The organism is Gilliamella sp. W8145 (assembly GCF_016101145.1).
Taxonomy (GTDB): Bacteria; Pseudomonadota; Gammaproteobacteria; order Enterobacterales; family Orbaceae; genus Gilliamella; species Gilliamella apis_A.
In genome coordinates, this window is record NZ_JACFRC010000002.1 from 15252 (window position 1) to 32840 (window position 17589).

The 17589-nt window shown below is 33.9% G+C and carries 16 protein-coding genes; 4 read left to right on the top strand and 12 right to left on the bottom strand.

All coding sequences use genetic code 11. The annotated features are described in order from the left end of the window. Nucleotides 1–13 precede the first annotated feature (13 nt). From ubiE to ribE, 5 genes are all read right to left on the bottom strand, one after another. Nucleotides 14–790 (bottom strand): bifunctional demethylmenaquinone methyltransferase/2-methoxy-6-polyprenyl-1,4-benzoquinol methylase UbiE, encoded by a 777-nt coding sequence (gene ubiE, locus H3T80_RS07575; protein WP_034901293.1) that lies wholly within the window; start codon nt 788–790, stop codon nt 14–16. Between the two features lie 62 nt (nt 791–852). After that, nucleotides 853–1788, bottom strand: coding sequence for a multifunctional transcriptional regulator/nicotinamide-nucleotide adenylyltransferase/ribosylnicotinamide kinase NadR (gene nadR, locus H3T80_RS07580; RefSeq protein WP_198201213.1), 936 nt, complete (start codon nt 1786–1788; stop codon nt 853–855). A 145-nt stretch (nt 1789–1933) separates the two neighbouring features. Further along, the gene (locus H3T80_RS07585; RefSeq protein WP_198201214.1) at nt 1934–2977 is read right to left on the bottom strand and encodes a TrmH family RNA methyltransferase; all 1044 of its coding nucleotides are present in this window, start codon (nt 2975–2977) and stop codon (nt 1934–1936) included. Nucleotides 2978–2998: 21 nt separating this feature from the next. After that, a complete protein-coding gene (gene nusB / locus H3T80_RS07590; RefSeq protein ID WP_198201216.1) occupies nt 2999–3418 on the bottom strand; it encodes a transcription antitermination factor NusB in 420 nt (139 codons plus the stop codon). 4 nt (nt 3419–3422) lie between these two features. Further along, on the bottom strand, nt 3423–3893 hold the full coding sequence (gene ribE / locus H3T80_RS07595) for a 6,7-dimethyl-8-ribityllumazine synthase (protein ID WP_065613982.1): 471 nt from the start codon (nt 3891–3893) through the stop codon (nt 3423–3425). A gap of 358 nt (nt 3894–4251) precedes the next feature. Between ribE and lpcA the strand changes: the two genes are divergently transcribed. Beyond that, nucleotides 4252–4827 (top strand): D-sedoheptulose 7-phosphate isomerase, encoded by a 576-nt coding sequence (lpcA, locus tag H3T80_RS07600; protein ID WP_198201218.1) that lies wholly within the window; start codon nt 4252–4254, stop codon nt 4825–4827. Between the two features lies 1 nt (nt 4828). After that, nucleotides 4829–5608: a class II glutamine amidotransferase gene (locus tag H3T80_RS07605; protein ID WP_198201220.1), complete on the top strand. Its 780-nt coding sequence runs from the start codon at nt 4829–4831 to the stop codon at nt 5606–5608. On the opposite strand, the gene mdtH is transcribed toward H3T80_RS07605, so the two are convergent. The 6 genes from mdtH to pncB form a co-directional block, all read right to left on the bottom strand. Then, nucleotides 5586–6797, bottom strand: a complete 1212-nt coding sequence (gene mdtH, locus H3T80_RS07610) for a multidrug efflux MFS transporter MdtH (protein ID WP_198201222.1) — start codon at nt 6795–6797, stop codon at nt 5586–5588. The two genes, H3T80_RS07605 and mdtH, sit on opposite strands and share 23 nt — an antisense overlap. Continuing rightward, nucleotides 6798–7256 carry a methylglyoxal synthase gene (locus H3T80_RS07615; RefSeq protein WP_086358663.1) on the bottom strand — a complete coding sequence of 153 codons (459 nt, stop codon included), beginning with the start codon at nt 7254–7256 and terminating at the stop codon, nt 6798–6800. 146 nt (nt 7257–7402) lie between these two features. Then, nucleotides 7403–8548 carry a porin gene (locus H3T80_RS07620; protein ID WP_198201223.1) on the bottom strand — a complete coding sequence of 382 codons (1146 nt, stop codon included), beginning with the start codon at nt 8546–8548 and terminating at the stop codon, nt 7403–7405. Between the two features lie 311 nt (nt 8549–8859). Beyond that, nucleotides 8860–10059, bottom strand: a complete 1200-nt coding sequence (locus H3T80_RS07625) for a porin (RefSeq protein ID WP_198201224.1) — start codon at nt 10057–10059, stop codon at nt 8860–8862. 303 nt (nt 10060–10362) lie between these two features. Further along, a complete protein-coding gene (gene asnS, locus H3T80_RS07630; RefSeq protein WP_198201225.1) occupies nt 10363–11766 on the bottom strand; it encodes an asparagine--tRNA ligase in 1404 nt (467 codons plus the stop codon). Nucleotides 11767–11933: 167 nt separating this feature from the next. Beyond that, nucleotides 11934–13127 carry a nicotinate phosphoribosyltransferase gene (gene pncB / locus H3T80_RS07635; protein ID WP_198201226.1) on the bottom strand — a complete coding sequence of 398 codons (1194 nt, stop codon included), beginning with the start codon at nt 13125–13127 and terminating at the stop codon, nt 11934–11936. Between the two features lie 298 nt (nt 13128–13425). Here pncB and pepN point away from each other — a divergent pair, with 298 nt between their 5' ends. Further along, entirely contained in the window at nt 13426–16059 is a 2634-nt protein-coding gene (pepN, locus tag H3T80_RS07640; RefSeq protein WP_198201227.1) for an aminopeptidase N, read from the top strand. A gap of 151 nt (nt 16060–16210) precedes the next feature. Beyond that, entirely contained in the window at nt 16211–16543 is a 333-nt protein-coding gene (locus H3T80_RS07645; protein WP_086358657.1) for a rhodanese-like domain-containing protein, read from the top strand. A 28-nt stretch (nt 16544–16571) separates the two neighbouring features. Here the strand turns inward: H3T80_RS07645 and H3T80_RS07650 are convergent, their stop codons facing one another. Continuing rightward, nucleotides 16572–17420 (bottom strand): MetQ/NlpA family ABC transporter substrate-binding protein, encoded by an 849-nt coding sequence (locus tag H3T80_RS07650; protein ID WP_086358656.1) that lies wholly within the window; start codon nt 17418–17420, stop codon nt 16572–16574. Nucleotides 17421–17589: the final 169 nt, after the last annotated feature.

Sequence of the window (17589 nt, forward strand, 5' to 3'; positions counted from 1 at the left end):
CTTTTTTATCACATTAAAATTTAAAACCAGTATGTAAAGCCACAATGCCACCTGTCATATTGTGATATTTCACATCGACAAATCCAGCATCCTCCATCATTTTTTTTAAGGTTTTTTGATCTGGATGCATTCTGATAGATTCAGCTAAATATCGGTAACTATCAGCATCATTCGCGACAATTTTGCCCATCAACGGTAACATAGTAAATGAGTATAGGTCATAAGCTTTATTTAAAATCTGGTATTGCGGTTTAGAAAACTCAAGTATTAATAAGCGTCCACCAGGTTTTAACACTCTCCACATAGATTGCAATGCTTTTTGCTTATCGGTGACATTGCGTAAACCAAATGAGATAGTAATACAATCGAAATAGTTATCGGCAAATGGCAGTTCTTCTGCATTAGCTTGTACATATTCAATATTATTAAATAGACCTTTGTCTCGAAGCTTATCTCTACCAACTTTTAGCATAGATTCATTGATATCAGCCAATACAACTAAGCCATCATCACCGACGATTTGCGAGAATTTAGCCGTCAAATCGCCAGTACCACCGGCAAGATCCAAAACTTTTTGCCCCTTACGAACACTACTATATTCAATAGTGATTTTTTTCCAGATACGATGAATACCAAATGACATAAGGTCATTCATAACATCATATTTATCAGCAACAGAATGAAAAACTTCTGCTACCCGTTTTACTTTATCTTGCTTTAAAACTTGAGTGTAACCAAAATCAATTTTATCTTGATTTTCATCATTTTGCTGTGAAGATGATTGAGACATAAAAATTTACCTATCATAAATAGTTAGCTTATTTTAGCATAAGCTAACCTAAATGTGATGGACTAAATTAATAACGATTCAACCATTTGAGAAACAATTTCGAAATGTTGTAATGGTGTGGAGTTTGCTGGCAAGTCATTTTCGTGAATGACCAGATCAAACTGATAACTATTTTTTAAACCATTTAATACTTCATTAGATTTAGCAAAAATTTGATTATAGTAATTAGCCAATGTATCAAAATCAATCGATGTAAAGATTAATTTATTAGCATCTTCAACAGCTTTGGACATACGTTCAACTTGCAACATGGCTATCCTAAGATAATCATTTTCACTCAAATAACGTTTATTTTCAGCTGTAGATATTTCTCGTTTAATATAGTTAATATAACCATTTGAAACATATTGTGTGTTATAAATATTAGCTAATTGTATCGGCAATTCATTAAATTTATCATGTCCTATAATCGCTACTTTTTTAACAAAAAAAGGTTTCGCTGCCTTAGCAATATAAGACCAATTTTGATAAGGTTTTTCGCGAATTTGTGTCGCACTTATATTAACAAAATCACGATCAGCATCAACAATAACCACAGGGCAACCAAAATAGCGTTCATGCTGTTTTACATCTTGTGACTCGCTAGTAAATACCACAGTAGGTTCGATTTTATGTTCCAATAAAATACGTTTTATACTATCACTCCAATCTTGCCAACCATTGGGATAATAGTTAATACCAGCTTCATCAGAGATATGAATGTGAATATTATGTCTATCTTTAAAGGTTTCTTTTAACCATGAAAAGCGATCACTTACTTGAGGCTGTCTAGGCAGGCGACTTTTTTCAAACAGTTGTTTATCACGTATTGATTCACAACCCAACATGACATGCAGTTCATCAACTTGGGTCAATGCTTTTTCAATAAGATAAATATGACCACTATGTAACGGATAGAACTTACCAAAAATTAAACCAACTCGATGTTTAGATGACATAATCATTACCAATCAATTTCAAAACTGAATACTAATGTACAGAAAAAACAACCATTTTCTAACCAATTGATGCTATTTAATATAATAAAATTACAAAAGTGTTAACTTCATCAATTAAATTCATCAATTGTGAGATTCATACCAATTAAGATTGATATTTTATAGCTGATAACACAATCCCTGTTGCTACAGAAATATTTAAAGCCGACATATTATCATTGCCTTGCAAATGGACAATGTTATCAGCACAGTTAATTAATTTGTTATTAATTTGTTGAAATATAACTAAAGCAATTTTCTTGGTAAATTTGAGTTTTGATAACTCTGTTGATGAAATCGATTTTAATTGACATGGTAATAACGCAATAACTTGATAACCATGTTGTTTTAACAGATCAATAGATGCTATAAAATCATCACTTTTAATAGATTCAATTGCTTCAATACCACCTTCAGCAACACGCATTGCGGCACCACTATCGAGTAAGTTTGTTTGCCGTAAAATTACGCCATTAACGCCAAAAAAAGCTGCACTACGCATTAACCCACCTAAGTTATGCGGATTATTCACATCATCAACAGCTATAATGCAATCCTGAACCTGATCATCATATTCATCTAAATAATCAAGCAAAGTGAGTGGAATACGTTTTTTAACAATTAAACAAACACCACCATGATGGGGAGTTTGTGTGATTTTAGTAATTTGTTCTGTTGAGACAACATCATAACCAAGACGTTGTTTGACTAACCAATTAATTAATTCTTTAAATTGATAAGTCATTTCTTGGGTAATAAATAATTTAACAATAGCCAAGCGTCGATGCTTAAATACCGCTTTACAACTGTTTTCGCTGTAAACTAATGTCTCTTCCTTTTTTTGACGATAGCCATCATAACCGAATGTAGGTACTTGTTCATTATCTCGAACTTTTTTTTGCCATGGGGAATCATGCTCATCAGCTAAATCAAACTGTGCTTTAGCTGATTTTACCGTTTTATTAAATTTTTTTGGTTTAAAGGTTTCGATCCGGTCATGTTTTGCTTTTGAATTAGACTGAAAACCATCATTATTACGTTTATTTTTATAATCACCACCACGTTCTTTGGCTGAACGGTTTTTTACTCTTGCTTCGCTATTTTTAGCATAAAAAATAGTGGGCTTACTTTTTTCACTAGTATCGTTCATATTATTCCCAATTAAAGACAGTTATCGTGTACGAATGGTTGGTGCAACTTTATCTAATACACCATTAACAAATTTATGGCTATCTTCTGCGCCAAAGGTTTTAGTAAGATCGATAGCTTCATTGATAACAACTTTATAAGGGACATCATGTCGCTTCATTAATTCATATAGAGCAATTCTTAATACGGCTAATTCAATTTGACCTAGCTCTTCAACAGTTCTTTCTGTTAAATAAGGGGTCATCTTCTCATCTAATTCTGTGGTATTTTTGGCAACACCATGCAGTAATTCTCTAAAATATTTGGTGTCGACACCTTTCATATCTTGTTCAGCCATGAAGCTGCTCTCAACATCAGCAAGATCATTTCTAGAAATTTGCCAAGAGTAAATAGCTTGAACTGCACACTCTCTTGCTCGACGACGAGGATTAACTAACGCCACTAAATTACTCCTTAATTGTTTTAATCACATTTAACATTTCAAGTGCGGTTAGTGCCGCTTCAGCACCTTTATTGCCCGCTTTAGTTCCAGCTCGCTCAATGGCCTGTTCGATACTTTCAGTAGTTAAAATACCAAAACCAACTGGTATCGAAAAGTCTAAACTCGCATTTAATAGTCCTGAACTTGATTCACCAGCGACAAAATCAAAATGAGCGGTACTACCACGGATAACCGTGCCCAATGCAACAATTGCATCATATTTTTTTGACTGTGCAGCAACTTTAGCTGCTAAAGGAATTTCATAAGCGCCCGGTACCCAAATAACGGTAATATTGTTATCGTCTACTTCACCGATACGAGTGAGTGCATCTACGGCACCATTAACTAAACTTTCATTAATAAATTGGTTAAAACGCGCCACGATAATCGCTACTTTGGCTTCAGGTGCAGCAACTTTACCTTTAATTGTTTGCATATTCATTCCTTACCGATTGATTCTAGATGCAATTTTATAATCTCTTTCAGAGATTAAATTATCAGGTAATTATACCACAAATTAAAGGCTTATCCTATTAGCAAAAGAGGATTTAATCTTTTTAATACTAGCTTTAATTAAAATAGTTATTAACTTGTTATTGTATGAAAATAGTTAATTTATCAAAGGTTATTTTTGCATTTATCCATAATTATTTTTTAGATAACTATCCTATTATTTGTTTGTAGAAAATTGAAATATTTTACATATTATAAAAAATTTATTGTTATTGCTTGCAAGCTGTTATTAACGAATTACAATGGTTATGGAAAAGCTTTTTATTAAAGAGGTATTATTAATGTACATTAACACCATTCGTGATGAATTAAATCAGGCAATTGACGTATTGGGCAATTTCGTTGCAAACGATGAAAATTTAAAAAAAATCCAGCAAGCAGCCGTTTTAATTGCAGACTCATTTAAACAAGGTGGAAAAGTACTTTCATGCGGTAATGGTGGATCGCATTGTGATGCGATGCATTTTGCTGAAGAATTAACCGGACGTTTCCGAGATAATCGTCCTTCATATCCAGCCATTGCCATATCTGATGTTAGTCACATCTCGTGCGTGGGCAATGATTATGGTTTCGATTACATATTTTCTCGTTACGTTGAAGGCGTTGGACAAAAAGGTGATGTTTTATTAGGCATTTCAACTTCAGGGAATTCAGCTAATGTACTTAAAGCAATTGAAGCAGCTAAACAAAAAGGTATGAAAATTATCACACTGACAGGTAAAGATGGTGGGAAAATGAATAGATTAGCTGATGTTGATATTCGTGTACCACATTTTGGCTATGCAGATCGTGTACAAGAAATCCATATCAAAGTAATTCATATTTTAATTCTACTTATTGAAAAAGAGATGGCTTAATATGTGCGAATTATTGGGTATGAGTGCCAATGTACCGACCGATATTTGTTTTAGTTTTACCAGCTTAATCAAACGTGGGGGCGATAAAGGTCCTCATAAAGATGGCTGGGGCATAACCTTCTATGAAGGTAAAGGATGTCGAACGTTTAAAGATCCGCAACCATGTAGTTTTTCACCCATTGCTAAATTGGTTCAACAATACCCAATAAAATCAACTGCTGTTATTGCTCATATTCGCCAAGCTAATCGCGGTGGTGTTGCACTTGAAAACACTCATCCTTTTACTCGAGAACTATGGGGTAAAAATTGGACTTTTGCACACAATGGACAATTAACTGATTATGAAAAATTAGATACAGGAATATTTCAACCGGTTGGATTAACTGATAGTGAATATGCGTTTTGCTATTTAATAAATGAATTACATAAAAAATACCCACAGCAACCAACCAATAATATTGAACTTTTTGAATATATTAGAGAGTGTGCTATTAAATTAACCCAATTAGGTATTTTTAATATGGTACTGTCAGATGGTGAATATGTCTTTGCTTACTGTTCAACCAATCTACACTGGATCACCCGAAAAGCACCATTTGGAAAGGCCAAGTTAATTGACGAAGATGTTGAGATAGATTTTCAAAAACATACGACACCAAATGATGTTGTAACAATAATTTCAACCATGCCGTTAACTTCGAACGAAATATGGACTAAATTAGCTAGTGGTGAAGCAATTTTATTTAAAAATGGCGAAATTAGCCAATCTTTCTCATCTTGACTTTAGTCATAGGTGGCTCGTTTTTGAATAAATATTCTAAATATCCTAAAGTTAATAGACCGACTAAAGTTAAGATTACCCATGGTAAATGCGGTAAACCGATTTGGATGGCCACATCATAAAGCCAGCCAGCACCGGTATAACCAATAAAACCACCCAATGCCAATCCCAACCGACTAAACCCCATATAGCTACCTTTAGCTTTAGGGTTTGTTAAAACAGTTGCTAATGTTTCTCTAGCTGGTTCAGCAATAATAGCCCCAAAATAAAACAACGCTATAAGAGAAAGTAAAATCGATAATTGTGATGTAAAGCCAATAATAATAAAAGCAAAAGACATCAACAATAATCCAAATTTAAGGCGTTGATCTAATCTAAAATATTTTTCACTTATTCGAGCAAGAGGATAAAGCAAACATAACGATATTGTTGCTTGGATAGCATACATCCATTTTACATAGCTTGGACTACCTGACACATTGGTAATGGTTAAAGGTAACATCAACATGATTTGCACCCACAGCACATAATAACCTGTTAAAGTAAGTACATAATGAGTAAATTTTCTATCTTTAAGAACCATTTTCATGCCGTTAATAATCGGAGCTTTACCAATTGCGATATGATAGGCCGGTAAGTACATCAGATTAAAAATACCACATAAGAAGAAGATAAAAGCACCACACCAACACACTAATTGAAAATCGTAATCGATTAGAATGCCGCCGATAAGAGCGCCAATAACTGCGCCTGCATTATCTTGTATCATTAGTAGAGAAATAAACTTGCCTCGTTCATGAGGACGAGTAAATTTGATAGTTAATCCCATTCTAGGGGGATCAAATAGCAAACCGCCCAATGCCGAAAGTAAACAAGATATTAATAATAACCAATGTTCTGTTGCTAGTGCCATTGAGATAAATCCAATTGAGCGCAAAAACATACCAGTTATTATCATTGGTTTAGCACCAAAGCGATCTGCGATTGCCCCACCAATCAAACCAAATCCTTGCTGAACAAATTGACGAAAACCTAAAGCAAAACCAACAAATAACGCACTCCACCCAACTTGACTAACAAAGTGGGTTGAGACCAATGGAAATACTACATAAAATCCCAACACAATAAACAAATTATCTAACAATAATATGTATCGACCTGTTTTACGAACTTGTGAAGGAATTGGCATCTATTTTACTCTTTCGTTTAAATAACCTTGATAATCAGGAATTTCAATTTCCACTTCTTGAGTAAATATTGAGGATTGTATTAAAGCGTTAGCGGTAGCTTGATTAGTGGCTACTGGAATATTCCAAACTGTTGATAAGCGTAATAGAGCTTTTACATCTGGATCATGTGGTACAGCATTAAGTGGATCCCAGAAAAAGATCAGAATATCAATTTTACCTTCAGCAATTAAAGCACCGATTTGCTGATCCCCACCCATTGGACCACTGAGCATAGGCGTTATAGTTAATCCCGTTTCTTTCTTAATTAATGTTCCGGTTGTTCCTGTACCACACAGGTTGTGATGCGAAAGTTCTTGTCGATTTTTTTTGCACCAATTTAATAATGCTTCTTTTAAGTGATCATGTGCCACTAAAGCAATATTTTTTTTTGCAGGTAATTTTCGAGTAATGTACTGCATCAATATAGTCCTAATTGATTATTATTTCATTATTTTTATCAGACTATTTATTAAAGCGCAAGCGGTATTTATTGAAAAATAGATAACAAAAAAGGCACCTAAGTGCCTTTTATTTAATCTAAATCTAAATCTAAAGATAAAGATAATTAGAATTGATAAATTAATCCTAATGCTACAGTATCTTTAGCTGTTGCTTTAATTTGTGATTTAGTGAATGTACCATCTTCGTATAAAGCTCGACGTGCACCAATATCATCTTTATCTAACAAGTTAATTTTATAATCAACAATTGCTGATAAGTTTTTATTAAAGTCATAGGTTAAACCAACATCGACATATTTAGCTAAATCATTACCTTTAAGACCCGCATCACCACTTCTTGAGAAGTTTGATGCATCTTGTACTTTATGTTGAATATAAGCAACAGAAGGAGTTAAACGCCCCACTTCAAAGTCAATACCGTATTGAGCAACTAATTCAAACCCTTTAGTTTTCAAATCAGAGGTGTTTTCTGTAGTTGATGCTTTTTCCCAACCGTATTTTTGTTTACCTTGAATATAAAGCGCAGCTAAATATAGATTATCATTATCATATTTAACACCAGCTGACCATGCTTTAGCATCTTTATGACCACCTGTTTGTGCATAGCCGGCACCAATTGATAAACCTGTATCAAGCACGTCCCAATCAATTACTGAACCCCAAGCTTCAGCACTATCATGGCCAGTACGGTCGTGATTATTTAGGTATTGAGTTGAACTATTATCACCATTATCGGCATATTGCACAGCAAAACGTAACCCGTTAACTAAACCAAAGAAATCTGAGTTACGATAAGTAGCCACTGCTTTGGTTCTTGCTGTTAACGCATAGATATCATTATTTGATGCATCACCACCAAACTCTGGTAAAACGTCAGTATATGAAGTTAAGGTTTTTAATACCCCATCGTTACGGCCATAATCAAATGAACCAAAATCACCAAAGTTTAGACCTGCATAAGCATAACGAGTTTCGTTATCAGCATCAGATCCTGTTTTAGCTTCATATTCCCAGCGACCATAACCACTTAAGCCATCAGTGATTTGTGTTTGTCCTGACATCCCTAAACGAGCAGTGGTTTTGTCACCTTCGCCAGTTTGGTTATCACGATCAGTAATATAGTTTAAGGCATAAACTCGCCCATAAAAGTCAACTTTATTACCATCTTTGTTCCATACTTCAATTGAAGCGCTTGCTGTACCTGCAACTAATAGAGCAGGAATAGCGATTGCTAATAGATTACGTTTCATTTAGTTACCCTCTTAGGTATTTTATTATTAAAGATACAAAATATTTTGTTCTTGATTTAATAAATAGCTGCTGTTAATTAGCAACTAAGTTATTACTGGGATATCTATTATTATTGTTAAATACTAGATTTTTATTGTAAACATTATGGATTAATAACGTTTGTAAGATATTATTCTGCGAATTAAGACTATTTTATGACTTAAAATAATATTTTTTTAAGCATAAAATGTTTTTTTAGATAACATGATGTTCAAGAGATGAAAAAAAAGGCACCTAAGTGCCTTTTATTGATATTTAAGATATCAAGCGATTAGAATTGGTAAATTAAACCAACACCTAATACATCTTTAGTACCTGGTTTGAATGGGTGACGCCCATTGCTTTCATGAGATGTATTTAACTCAGCACCGATATCTTGTTTCTTAAGAAGATTGAACTTATATTCAACGATAGCACTGAAGTTTTTATTAAGATCATATGTCGCACCAAGTGAAACATATTTAGCTAAATTACGACCTTCTTTATGTTCATCATCATACCAGTAGTCATCAGAGCTGATGTTACTGAATTTATGTTGAACATAAGCTAAAGATGGTGTTAAACGACCAACAGGTAAATCAATACCATATTGAGCAACTAACTCAACACCTTTGATTTTAGGATTATCATAACGCTCACCATCAATACCTTTTTCATTCCAAGTATTGAATTTAGTTTGGAAATAAGTAGCAGCTAAATATAGATTATAGTTATCATATTTGATACCAGTAGTCCATGTTTTAGCTTTTTTAACTTCGCCGCCTTCAACATATTTAGATTTACCAGCTGTTTGTGCATAACCTGCACCAACAGTTAAGCCAGTATCAAAAATATTCCATTGAACATTAGCACCATATGCTTCACGGCTATCACCTTTGTATCCAGATAAGTCACCATCTTCATCGAATAATGGGCTTGAACGTTTACCATCAACAGTGTATGAATTATCACCGTTATCAGCATATTGTAATGCAAAGCTTAAATCATCAGTTAAACCGAAGAAGTTGTTGTTACGGTAAGTAGCAACAGCTTTAGTACGAGCTGAAAGCACGTTCCAAGTATTGTTTGCTGCTTCACCACCAAATTCTGGTAATACGTCAGTATAAGCAGTAATAGCTTTTAACACACCGTCGTTACGACCATAGTCGAATGAACCAGCATCACCAAAGTTTAAACCAGCAAATGCATAACGAACTTCGTTATTTGAGTTTTTACCAGCTTTCGCTTCATATTCCCAACGACCATAACCAGTAATACCGTCAGTAATTTGAGTTTGACCAGACATACCTAAACGAGCTGAAGTATCGTCACCTTCACCATCTTGTCCACGATCAGTGATATGGTTAGCTGCTTTTACTCGGCCATAAAAATCAACTTTATTACCGTCTTTGTTCCATACTTCGATAGAAGCATTTGCACCAGCTGCTACTAAAAGAGCAGGGATAGCGATTGCTAATAGATTACGTTTCATTTCTTACCCTCATGGTTATTTCTATAAAAAGACACGCCTTTTGGTTGTGTCAATTTTTACAATGATTATTCATCCAAAAATAATGTTTATAACTAACGTTTTTAACTATTATTTTCATCTTACTTTTTACAGTACTGTAAATTATGTATAAAAATTTATTAAAATCAAGTGAACTTTTCGTTAAACGTGATGTCTAAGCTTAAAATAACGTCCGTTTGATTGTTTTTTAATCATTTGTAAAGTTTTGTTAATATTGAATTTGCTATCAACTGACTAAAAGTCAGTTGATAATATGCACAAATTTTAGAAATTTGCGTTACGTGGAGTTCTAGGGAAAGGAATCACATCACGAACATTCTGAACGCCAGTGACATACACAATTAGACGTTCAAAACCTAATCCAAAACCTGAGTGAGGTACAGTACCATAACGACGTAAATCACGGTACCACCAATAATCCTCTTTTTTAAGGCCTAATTCATCCATACGTTTATCTAACATATCCAAACGTTCTTCACGTTGTGAACCACCAATGATTTCACCAATCCCTGGGGCTAATACATCCATTGCCGCAACAGTTTTACCATCATCATTCATACGCATATAAAACGCTTTAATATCTTTAGGATAATTTTTAACAACAACTGGCGCTTTAAAATATTGTTCAGCTAAATAACGTTCATGTTCAGATGCCAAATCAATACCCCAACTTACTGGATTTTCAAATTTAGCATCACAGTTTTGTAAGATAGTAATAGCATCAGTGTAGTCCACTTGGGCAAAATCAGCATTAATAAAGCTTTCAAGACGATTAATGGCATCTTTATCAATATGCTGTGCGAAAAACTGCATATCATCAGCTCGTTTTTCAAGTACTGTTTTAAAGACATATTTCAACATATCTTCAGCAAGTTTGGCATTATCGTTAAGATCAGCAAACGCCACTTCTGGCTCCATCATCCAAAATTCAGCTAAATGGCGTGTAGTATTTGAGTTTTCAGCTCTAAAAGTAGGTCCAAAGGTATAGACTTTTGAAAGTGCACATGCATAAGTTTCTGCATTAAGTTGCCCAGAAACAGTTAAAAAAGCTTCTTTACCAAAAAAGTCTTTATCAAAATCAACTTTACCATTATCTGTTTTAGGTAAATTTAACATATCCAGTGTTGAAACGCGGAACATTTCACCGGCACCTTCAGTATCAGAGGCAGTAATAATTGGTGTTGAAAGCCAGAAAAAACCTCTTTCATCAAAAAACTGGTGAATAGCTTGCGCTAAGGTGTGTCGTACACGAGTAATCGCACCAACAATATTGGTTCTTGCGCGTAAATGAGCAACTTCGCGAAGATATTCTATTGAGTGACGTTTAGCGGCCATTGGATAAGTTTCAGGATCATCAACAAAACCATAAACTTCAACTTGCGTTGCTTGTAGTTCATATTTTTGTCCTTGACCTGGAGATTCAACAACTTTACCAGTCACTTTTACTGAACAGCCCGCAGTTAAACGCAAAATATCTTGTTCATAATTTGGTAAGTCTTTTTCAATTACCGCTTGAATTGGATCAAAACAAGAACCATCATACACAGCCAAAAATGAGATACCGGCTTTAGAATCACGGCGAGTTCTTACCCAACCTTGAACTGAAATGGTGCTACCAACAGCAATTTTACCTTGTAGCACGTCAACAATAGGAGCAACAGAATTCATTTTAATTATCCATCTCTATTTATTATTTATATAGTAAGTAATCTTAAAAGTAATATATAAGCTGAGTTTTAATATTCATTTAAGTATTATCAAAAATTGATAGTACAGATTATTTATAAGACTATATCACTTTGTTTAATTATTAATATTAATCATCAATATGATTATTAATGATTGACTTTAAATGTTCTTTTTAATTCGTCAATAAAAGCCAAATCTTGTGAAATTGTTTTACCAGGACTATCAGATAATTTAGCTACAGCTTGATTATTACATTCCGTTAGTTTTAATACAATGTTTAACGATTTGGTATTTACTTCTGTAGACGGAATATCACAAGCAAGAAAACCACCGATACCAAAGGATAATTTCACTCGATGATTAAAGTGTCGATAAATTTTCAGCGCTTTATCAAAGTTTAGACTATCAGAGAACACCAGTAATTTTGTTTTAGGATCAATTCCTAATTGCTGATAATGGCTAATCGCTTTTTCACCCCATTCAATCGGATCGCCCGAATCATGGCGTAGTCCTTGATAATGAGATGCAAAATAGTAGTCAAAATCACGTAAAAAAGCATCCATAGTAATACAATCTGTCAACGCAACACCCAGATCATCAGGATATTCATCTAACCAAACTTGCAAGGCCGTTTTTTGGCAATCATGCAAATTAGGGCTTAATCGTTGATGGGCTTGGAACCATTCATGGGCTTGCGTGCCAACTGGAGTTAACCCTAAACGATATGCCAATAAATAATTACTAGTACTATGAAAATTGCTGAAATGGTTTTGTAAATAACTTACAACGGCCTCTTGGACAGCAAAAGAGTAACGTCTCCGTGTACCAAAATCCAGCAAATTAAAACCAGACATATCAAGATCATTAGTTTGTTCATCAAATCTGGCTAATTTATCTTTAAGTCTTGCTAATGCTTGTCCAACACCGATATTTGGCGAACGATCTTTATGAACAATTTCGCTAATAACCGCTAGCAATGGCACTTCCCACAAAATAACATCAACCCATTTGCCTTCAATTTGAATCACCAGCAAACCATCTTCGTTTTTAATGGTTAATAACTGACTATTAAAACGCCAGTTTTTTAACCAGTTTAAATAATCAGATTTAAAAAAGGTAATACCAGATAAATAGGCGAACTCATCATCGGTAAGTGTTAAAGACTCCATTAATTTAACTTGATGAGCAATTTGATCGGCATATTGACCAAGTAGATCATCACTACGACAGCGAAACTGAGCAACGACAGTCGCGTCAGGATAATGATGAAAAACGGCCTGCTGCATATGCAACTTATAAGCATCAGTATCTAATATTGATGTAATTATTGCGGGTAACATGTCTATCTATTATCAGTTCTTTAAAGAAAATTCTGATGATTATAGCAGAATAATAATTAAGATATAAATTAATTATCTAATAAGATTATTTTTAATAGGCTATAATAGTTCATATAGACATTTTGGTAAAATTAATCGAAATTCATTCCAAAATGATAAATAAATATAATTCATTCTATTTTAGAAAAATAATCATAGATACTGATGGGTATTAACCCCGTTTTGATTAATTTGAATACATAATTAGCACACCACTTACAAAGGTATATAAACATGAGTATTACAAAGGTATATAAACATGAGTACAACGACAACTGATATACAACCGACTGCTAAATATCGTCATGACTATAAAACTCCAGACTTTACTATTACTGACATCGATCTTGATTTCGATTTAGCGGCAGAAACAACGACAGTTATCGCCCGTAGTCATATCATCAAAAAAAATTCTCAAGTTAACGATTTAGTATTAGATGGCGAAGAACTTAAATTAGTTTCAGTAAATATTGATGAACAACCATGGTCTGATTATCAAATCACAAAAACGGGATTAACGATTAATAATGTTCCTTCTGAATTTACCTTAACTATTGTTAATCAAATTAAGCCTATCGATAATACAGCACTTGAAGGATTATATGTTTCTGGTGATGCACTATGCACGCAATGTGAAGCTGAAGGTTTCCGCCACATTACTTACTACCTCGATAGACCAGATGTTCTAGCACGATTTTCAACTAGAATTACCGCTAATAAACAACAATATCCTTACTTATTATCTAATGGTAATCGCATTGCACAAGGGGAACTTTCCGACGGTAGGCATTGGGTGCAATGGCAAGATCCATTTCCTAAACCGGCCTATTTATTCGCATTAGTAGCCGGTGATTTTGATATTTTAAAAGATCACTTTATCACTCGTTCTAATCGAAAAATTGATCTTGAAATTTATGTCGATAAAGGCAATTTAGATCGTTCACAATGGGCGATGACCAGTTTAAAAAATGCCATGCGCTGGGATGAAAGCCGTTTTGATTTAGAATATGATTTAGATATCTTTATGATTGTAGCCGTTGATTTTTTCAACATGGGAGCAATGGAAAATAAAGGCCTTAACATTTTCAATTCTAAATATGTCCTTGCTAAACCACAAACTGCCACTGATGATGATTATATCGGTATTGAATCAGTAATTGGTCACGAATATTTTCATAATTGGACCGGTAACCGAGTCACTTGTCGTGATTGGTTCCAACTTAGCCTAAAAGAAGGATTAACAGTATTTAGAGATCAAGAATTCACTTCTGATCAAGGACTCAGATCGGTCAAACGGATTGCTGATGTCAAACTGTTACGCACAGTACAATTTGCTGAAGATGCAAGCCCAATGTCTCATCCGATTCGTCCTGAACAAGTAATTGAAATGAATAATTTCTACACAGTTACCGTATACGAAAAAGGTGCAGAAGTGATTCGTATGATGCATACATTATTAGGTGAAGCTAACTTTCAGGCTGGTATGAAACTTTATTTTGAACGCCATGATGGTAGTGCAGCAACTTGTGATGATTTTGTTGCAGCTATGCAAGATGCATCGGGAATTGATTTAACTCAGTTTAAATTATGGTATAGTCAGTCAGGCACACCAGTGTTAACAGTAACGGACAGCTATAATCCACAAAATCAACAATATACATTAACAGTTGAGCAACATACGCCAGCAACGCAAGATCAAAGTCAAAAACAGGCACTACATATTCCATTAGATATCGAACTTTATCAGCAAAATGGTGATGTAATTGCATTGCAATATCAAAATAAACCTATTCATCACGTACTAAATGTAACCCAATCCAGACAAGAATTTGTTTTTGATCATGTTTCAGAAAAACCAATTGTTTCACTATTAAGAGATTTTTCAGCTCCAGTAAAACTCAATTACAATTATCAAGATCACGATCTTATATTCTTAATGCAACATGCCAGCAATGCTTTTAGTCGTTACGATGCAGCGCAAATGTTATTAGCAAAATATGTGCGTATGAATGTAAATAATTATCATCAGAATTTATCAATGACAATTCCTGAGCCAGTATTAGATGCTTTTAGAGGAATATTACTATCAGATACCGCTGAACCAGCACTTATCGCACAAATACTGACTTTACCTTCGGAAAATGAATTGGCAAATCTATTTGATATCGTTGATCCGATGGCTATTTATCAAGTTCGCCAATTCTTATTAAATGTCTTTGCTAATGAACTCTATGATGAACTAACTGCGGTTTATCATCATAATCAAACAGCACAATATCAGATTGAACATGCTGACATTGGTAAACGCATGTTGAAAAACTGCTGTTTATCATTATTAGCTTATGCTGACGATAAATCGCTAGCGAATACTTTAGTTGAACAACAATATCAACAAGCCAATAATATGACAGATTCATTAGCGGCGCTTACCACAGCAGTAAAAGCGCAATTAACATGTCGACATACATTACTCTCCGATTTCGATGATAAATGGTATCAAGATGGTTTAGTAATGGATAAGTGGTTGGCTTTAAATGCGACAAGTCCAGAGCAAAATGTATTATCAACAGTGAAAAAATTGCTTAATCATCGCTCTTTTTCACTCAATAATCCAAATCGAATAAGAAGTCTAATTGGTGCTTTTGTTAACAATAACCCTGTTGCTTTTCATGCTGAAGATGGCAGTGGCTACCATTTCTTAGTTGAAATATTAATGGAACTAAACCAGAAAAACCCACAAGTGGCATCAAGACTTATTGATCCACTTATTCGATTAAAACGTTATGACGAAAATCGTCAGAAAAAAATGACAGCTGCTTTAGAAAGCTTATTAAAACTAGATAACTTATCTAAAGATCTGTATGAAAAAATCACTAAAGCGTTAGCTGCATAATAAATTAACAGCATTATAAGGAGCAAAATCCCACCTTGTTATTGATCAATAAGATTTAGTTAAGGTGGGATTTTTAATTAAACAACAGCAAATTTGCTACCAAAAACCCCGTTCCTCAAAATTTTTGCCGAAATTAAAATGAGTTTGAAAAATGACAATGATAAAAGAAATTAGCCCATTACAACTAAAACAAAAAATTGAGAGTAAAGCACCACTCTATTTACTTGATGTCCGAGAAGCTAATGAAGTCGCTATTTGTATGCTTAACGGCGCCAATCATATTCCAATGAATTTAATACCACTTTATTTAGATAAAATTCCTGACGAAGTAGATATTGTGATTTATTGCCATCATGGCGTAAGAAGCCTCAATGTAGCTAACTATTTGGTCGAAAATGGTTTTGATAGTGATTTTCTATATAATTTAACTGGTGGCATTGACGCATGGGCACAACTCATTGATACCAGTATGCCTAAATATTAAATAGCCCGTATTTAAACGGGCAAACTTATTATTCTTGTGGCATGACCCAATAACCATTTTGGTTATGTTCTTTCATATAATCTTTAAATTGCTGCGACTGATAAATGCGTTTTATATCTTTTGCCCACTGGCTATTTTCATTACCACCATTAACCACCACCATGATTTCTAAATCAGGGATAATTGTTTCTGATAACAACGCTCTTTTCGAATCTATATTGGCAGAATAAACGATACTTCCAGGAATAACAGCAAAGTCTAACTCATTTAAGACTCTTGGAATATTGGCAGAATCCATTTCAACAATATCCACACCAGCAATATTTTCGGCAATATCATTTTTGCTAACAATAATTGGATTAGTATTTGGTTTTAACTTAATCCAACCGGCTTTTTCCAATAAATTATATGAACGAGCCGCATTTGAGGCATCTTGAGGAATACCAATTTTAGCACCAGAAAAGACATTTTTGATTGAAGTATATTTATTAGAAAATATTGCCGCAGGCACTGAAGGTACATGCACTACCGGTTTTAAATTTGCTTTACGTTGACTATTAAAGACATCCATATAAGCAGTATGTTGAGCAACAGTTAAATCAATACTTCCTTCGCTTAATGCTACATCAGATTCTAATAAATGAGGAAAATTAACTAATTTAACTTTATAACCTTCAGCTTCAAGTATTGGTTTAACAGCATCTTTGAACAGATCATTATACGGCCCTGGTGATACGCCCATACTGATCTCTTTTTTAGTTTGATTATCAACCTTAGATGATGAGTTATCACATGCAGTAATTAAAAAAATAGAACTAAATAATGCTAATAGTGCAACATTGTTAACAAATTTTTGTTTGATAAAACTTATTTTCATTTGAACTATCCTCAGTGAAATGTAAATTTAATAAACACTCTAACATAGAAATAACAATTCATTTATTCCATGTACTTCTATCTTATAACTTTTTGGAATAAGTTATAAAAAACGATTATTAGAGCAAAAAAATCAGCTGTGTTACCGTAAAAGTATCAAAAATTGATAT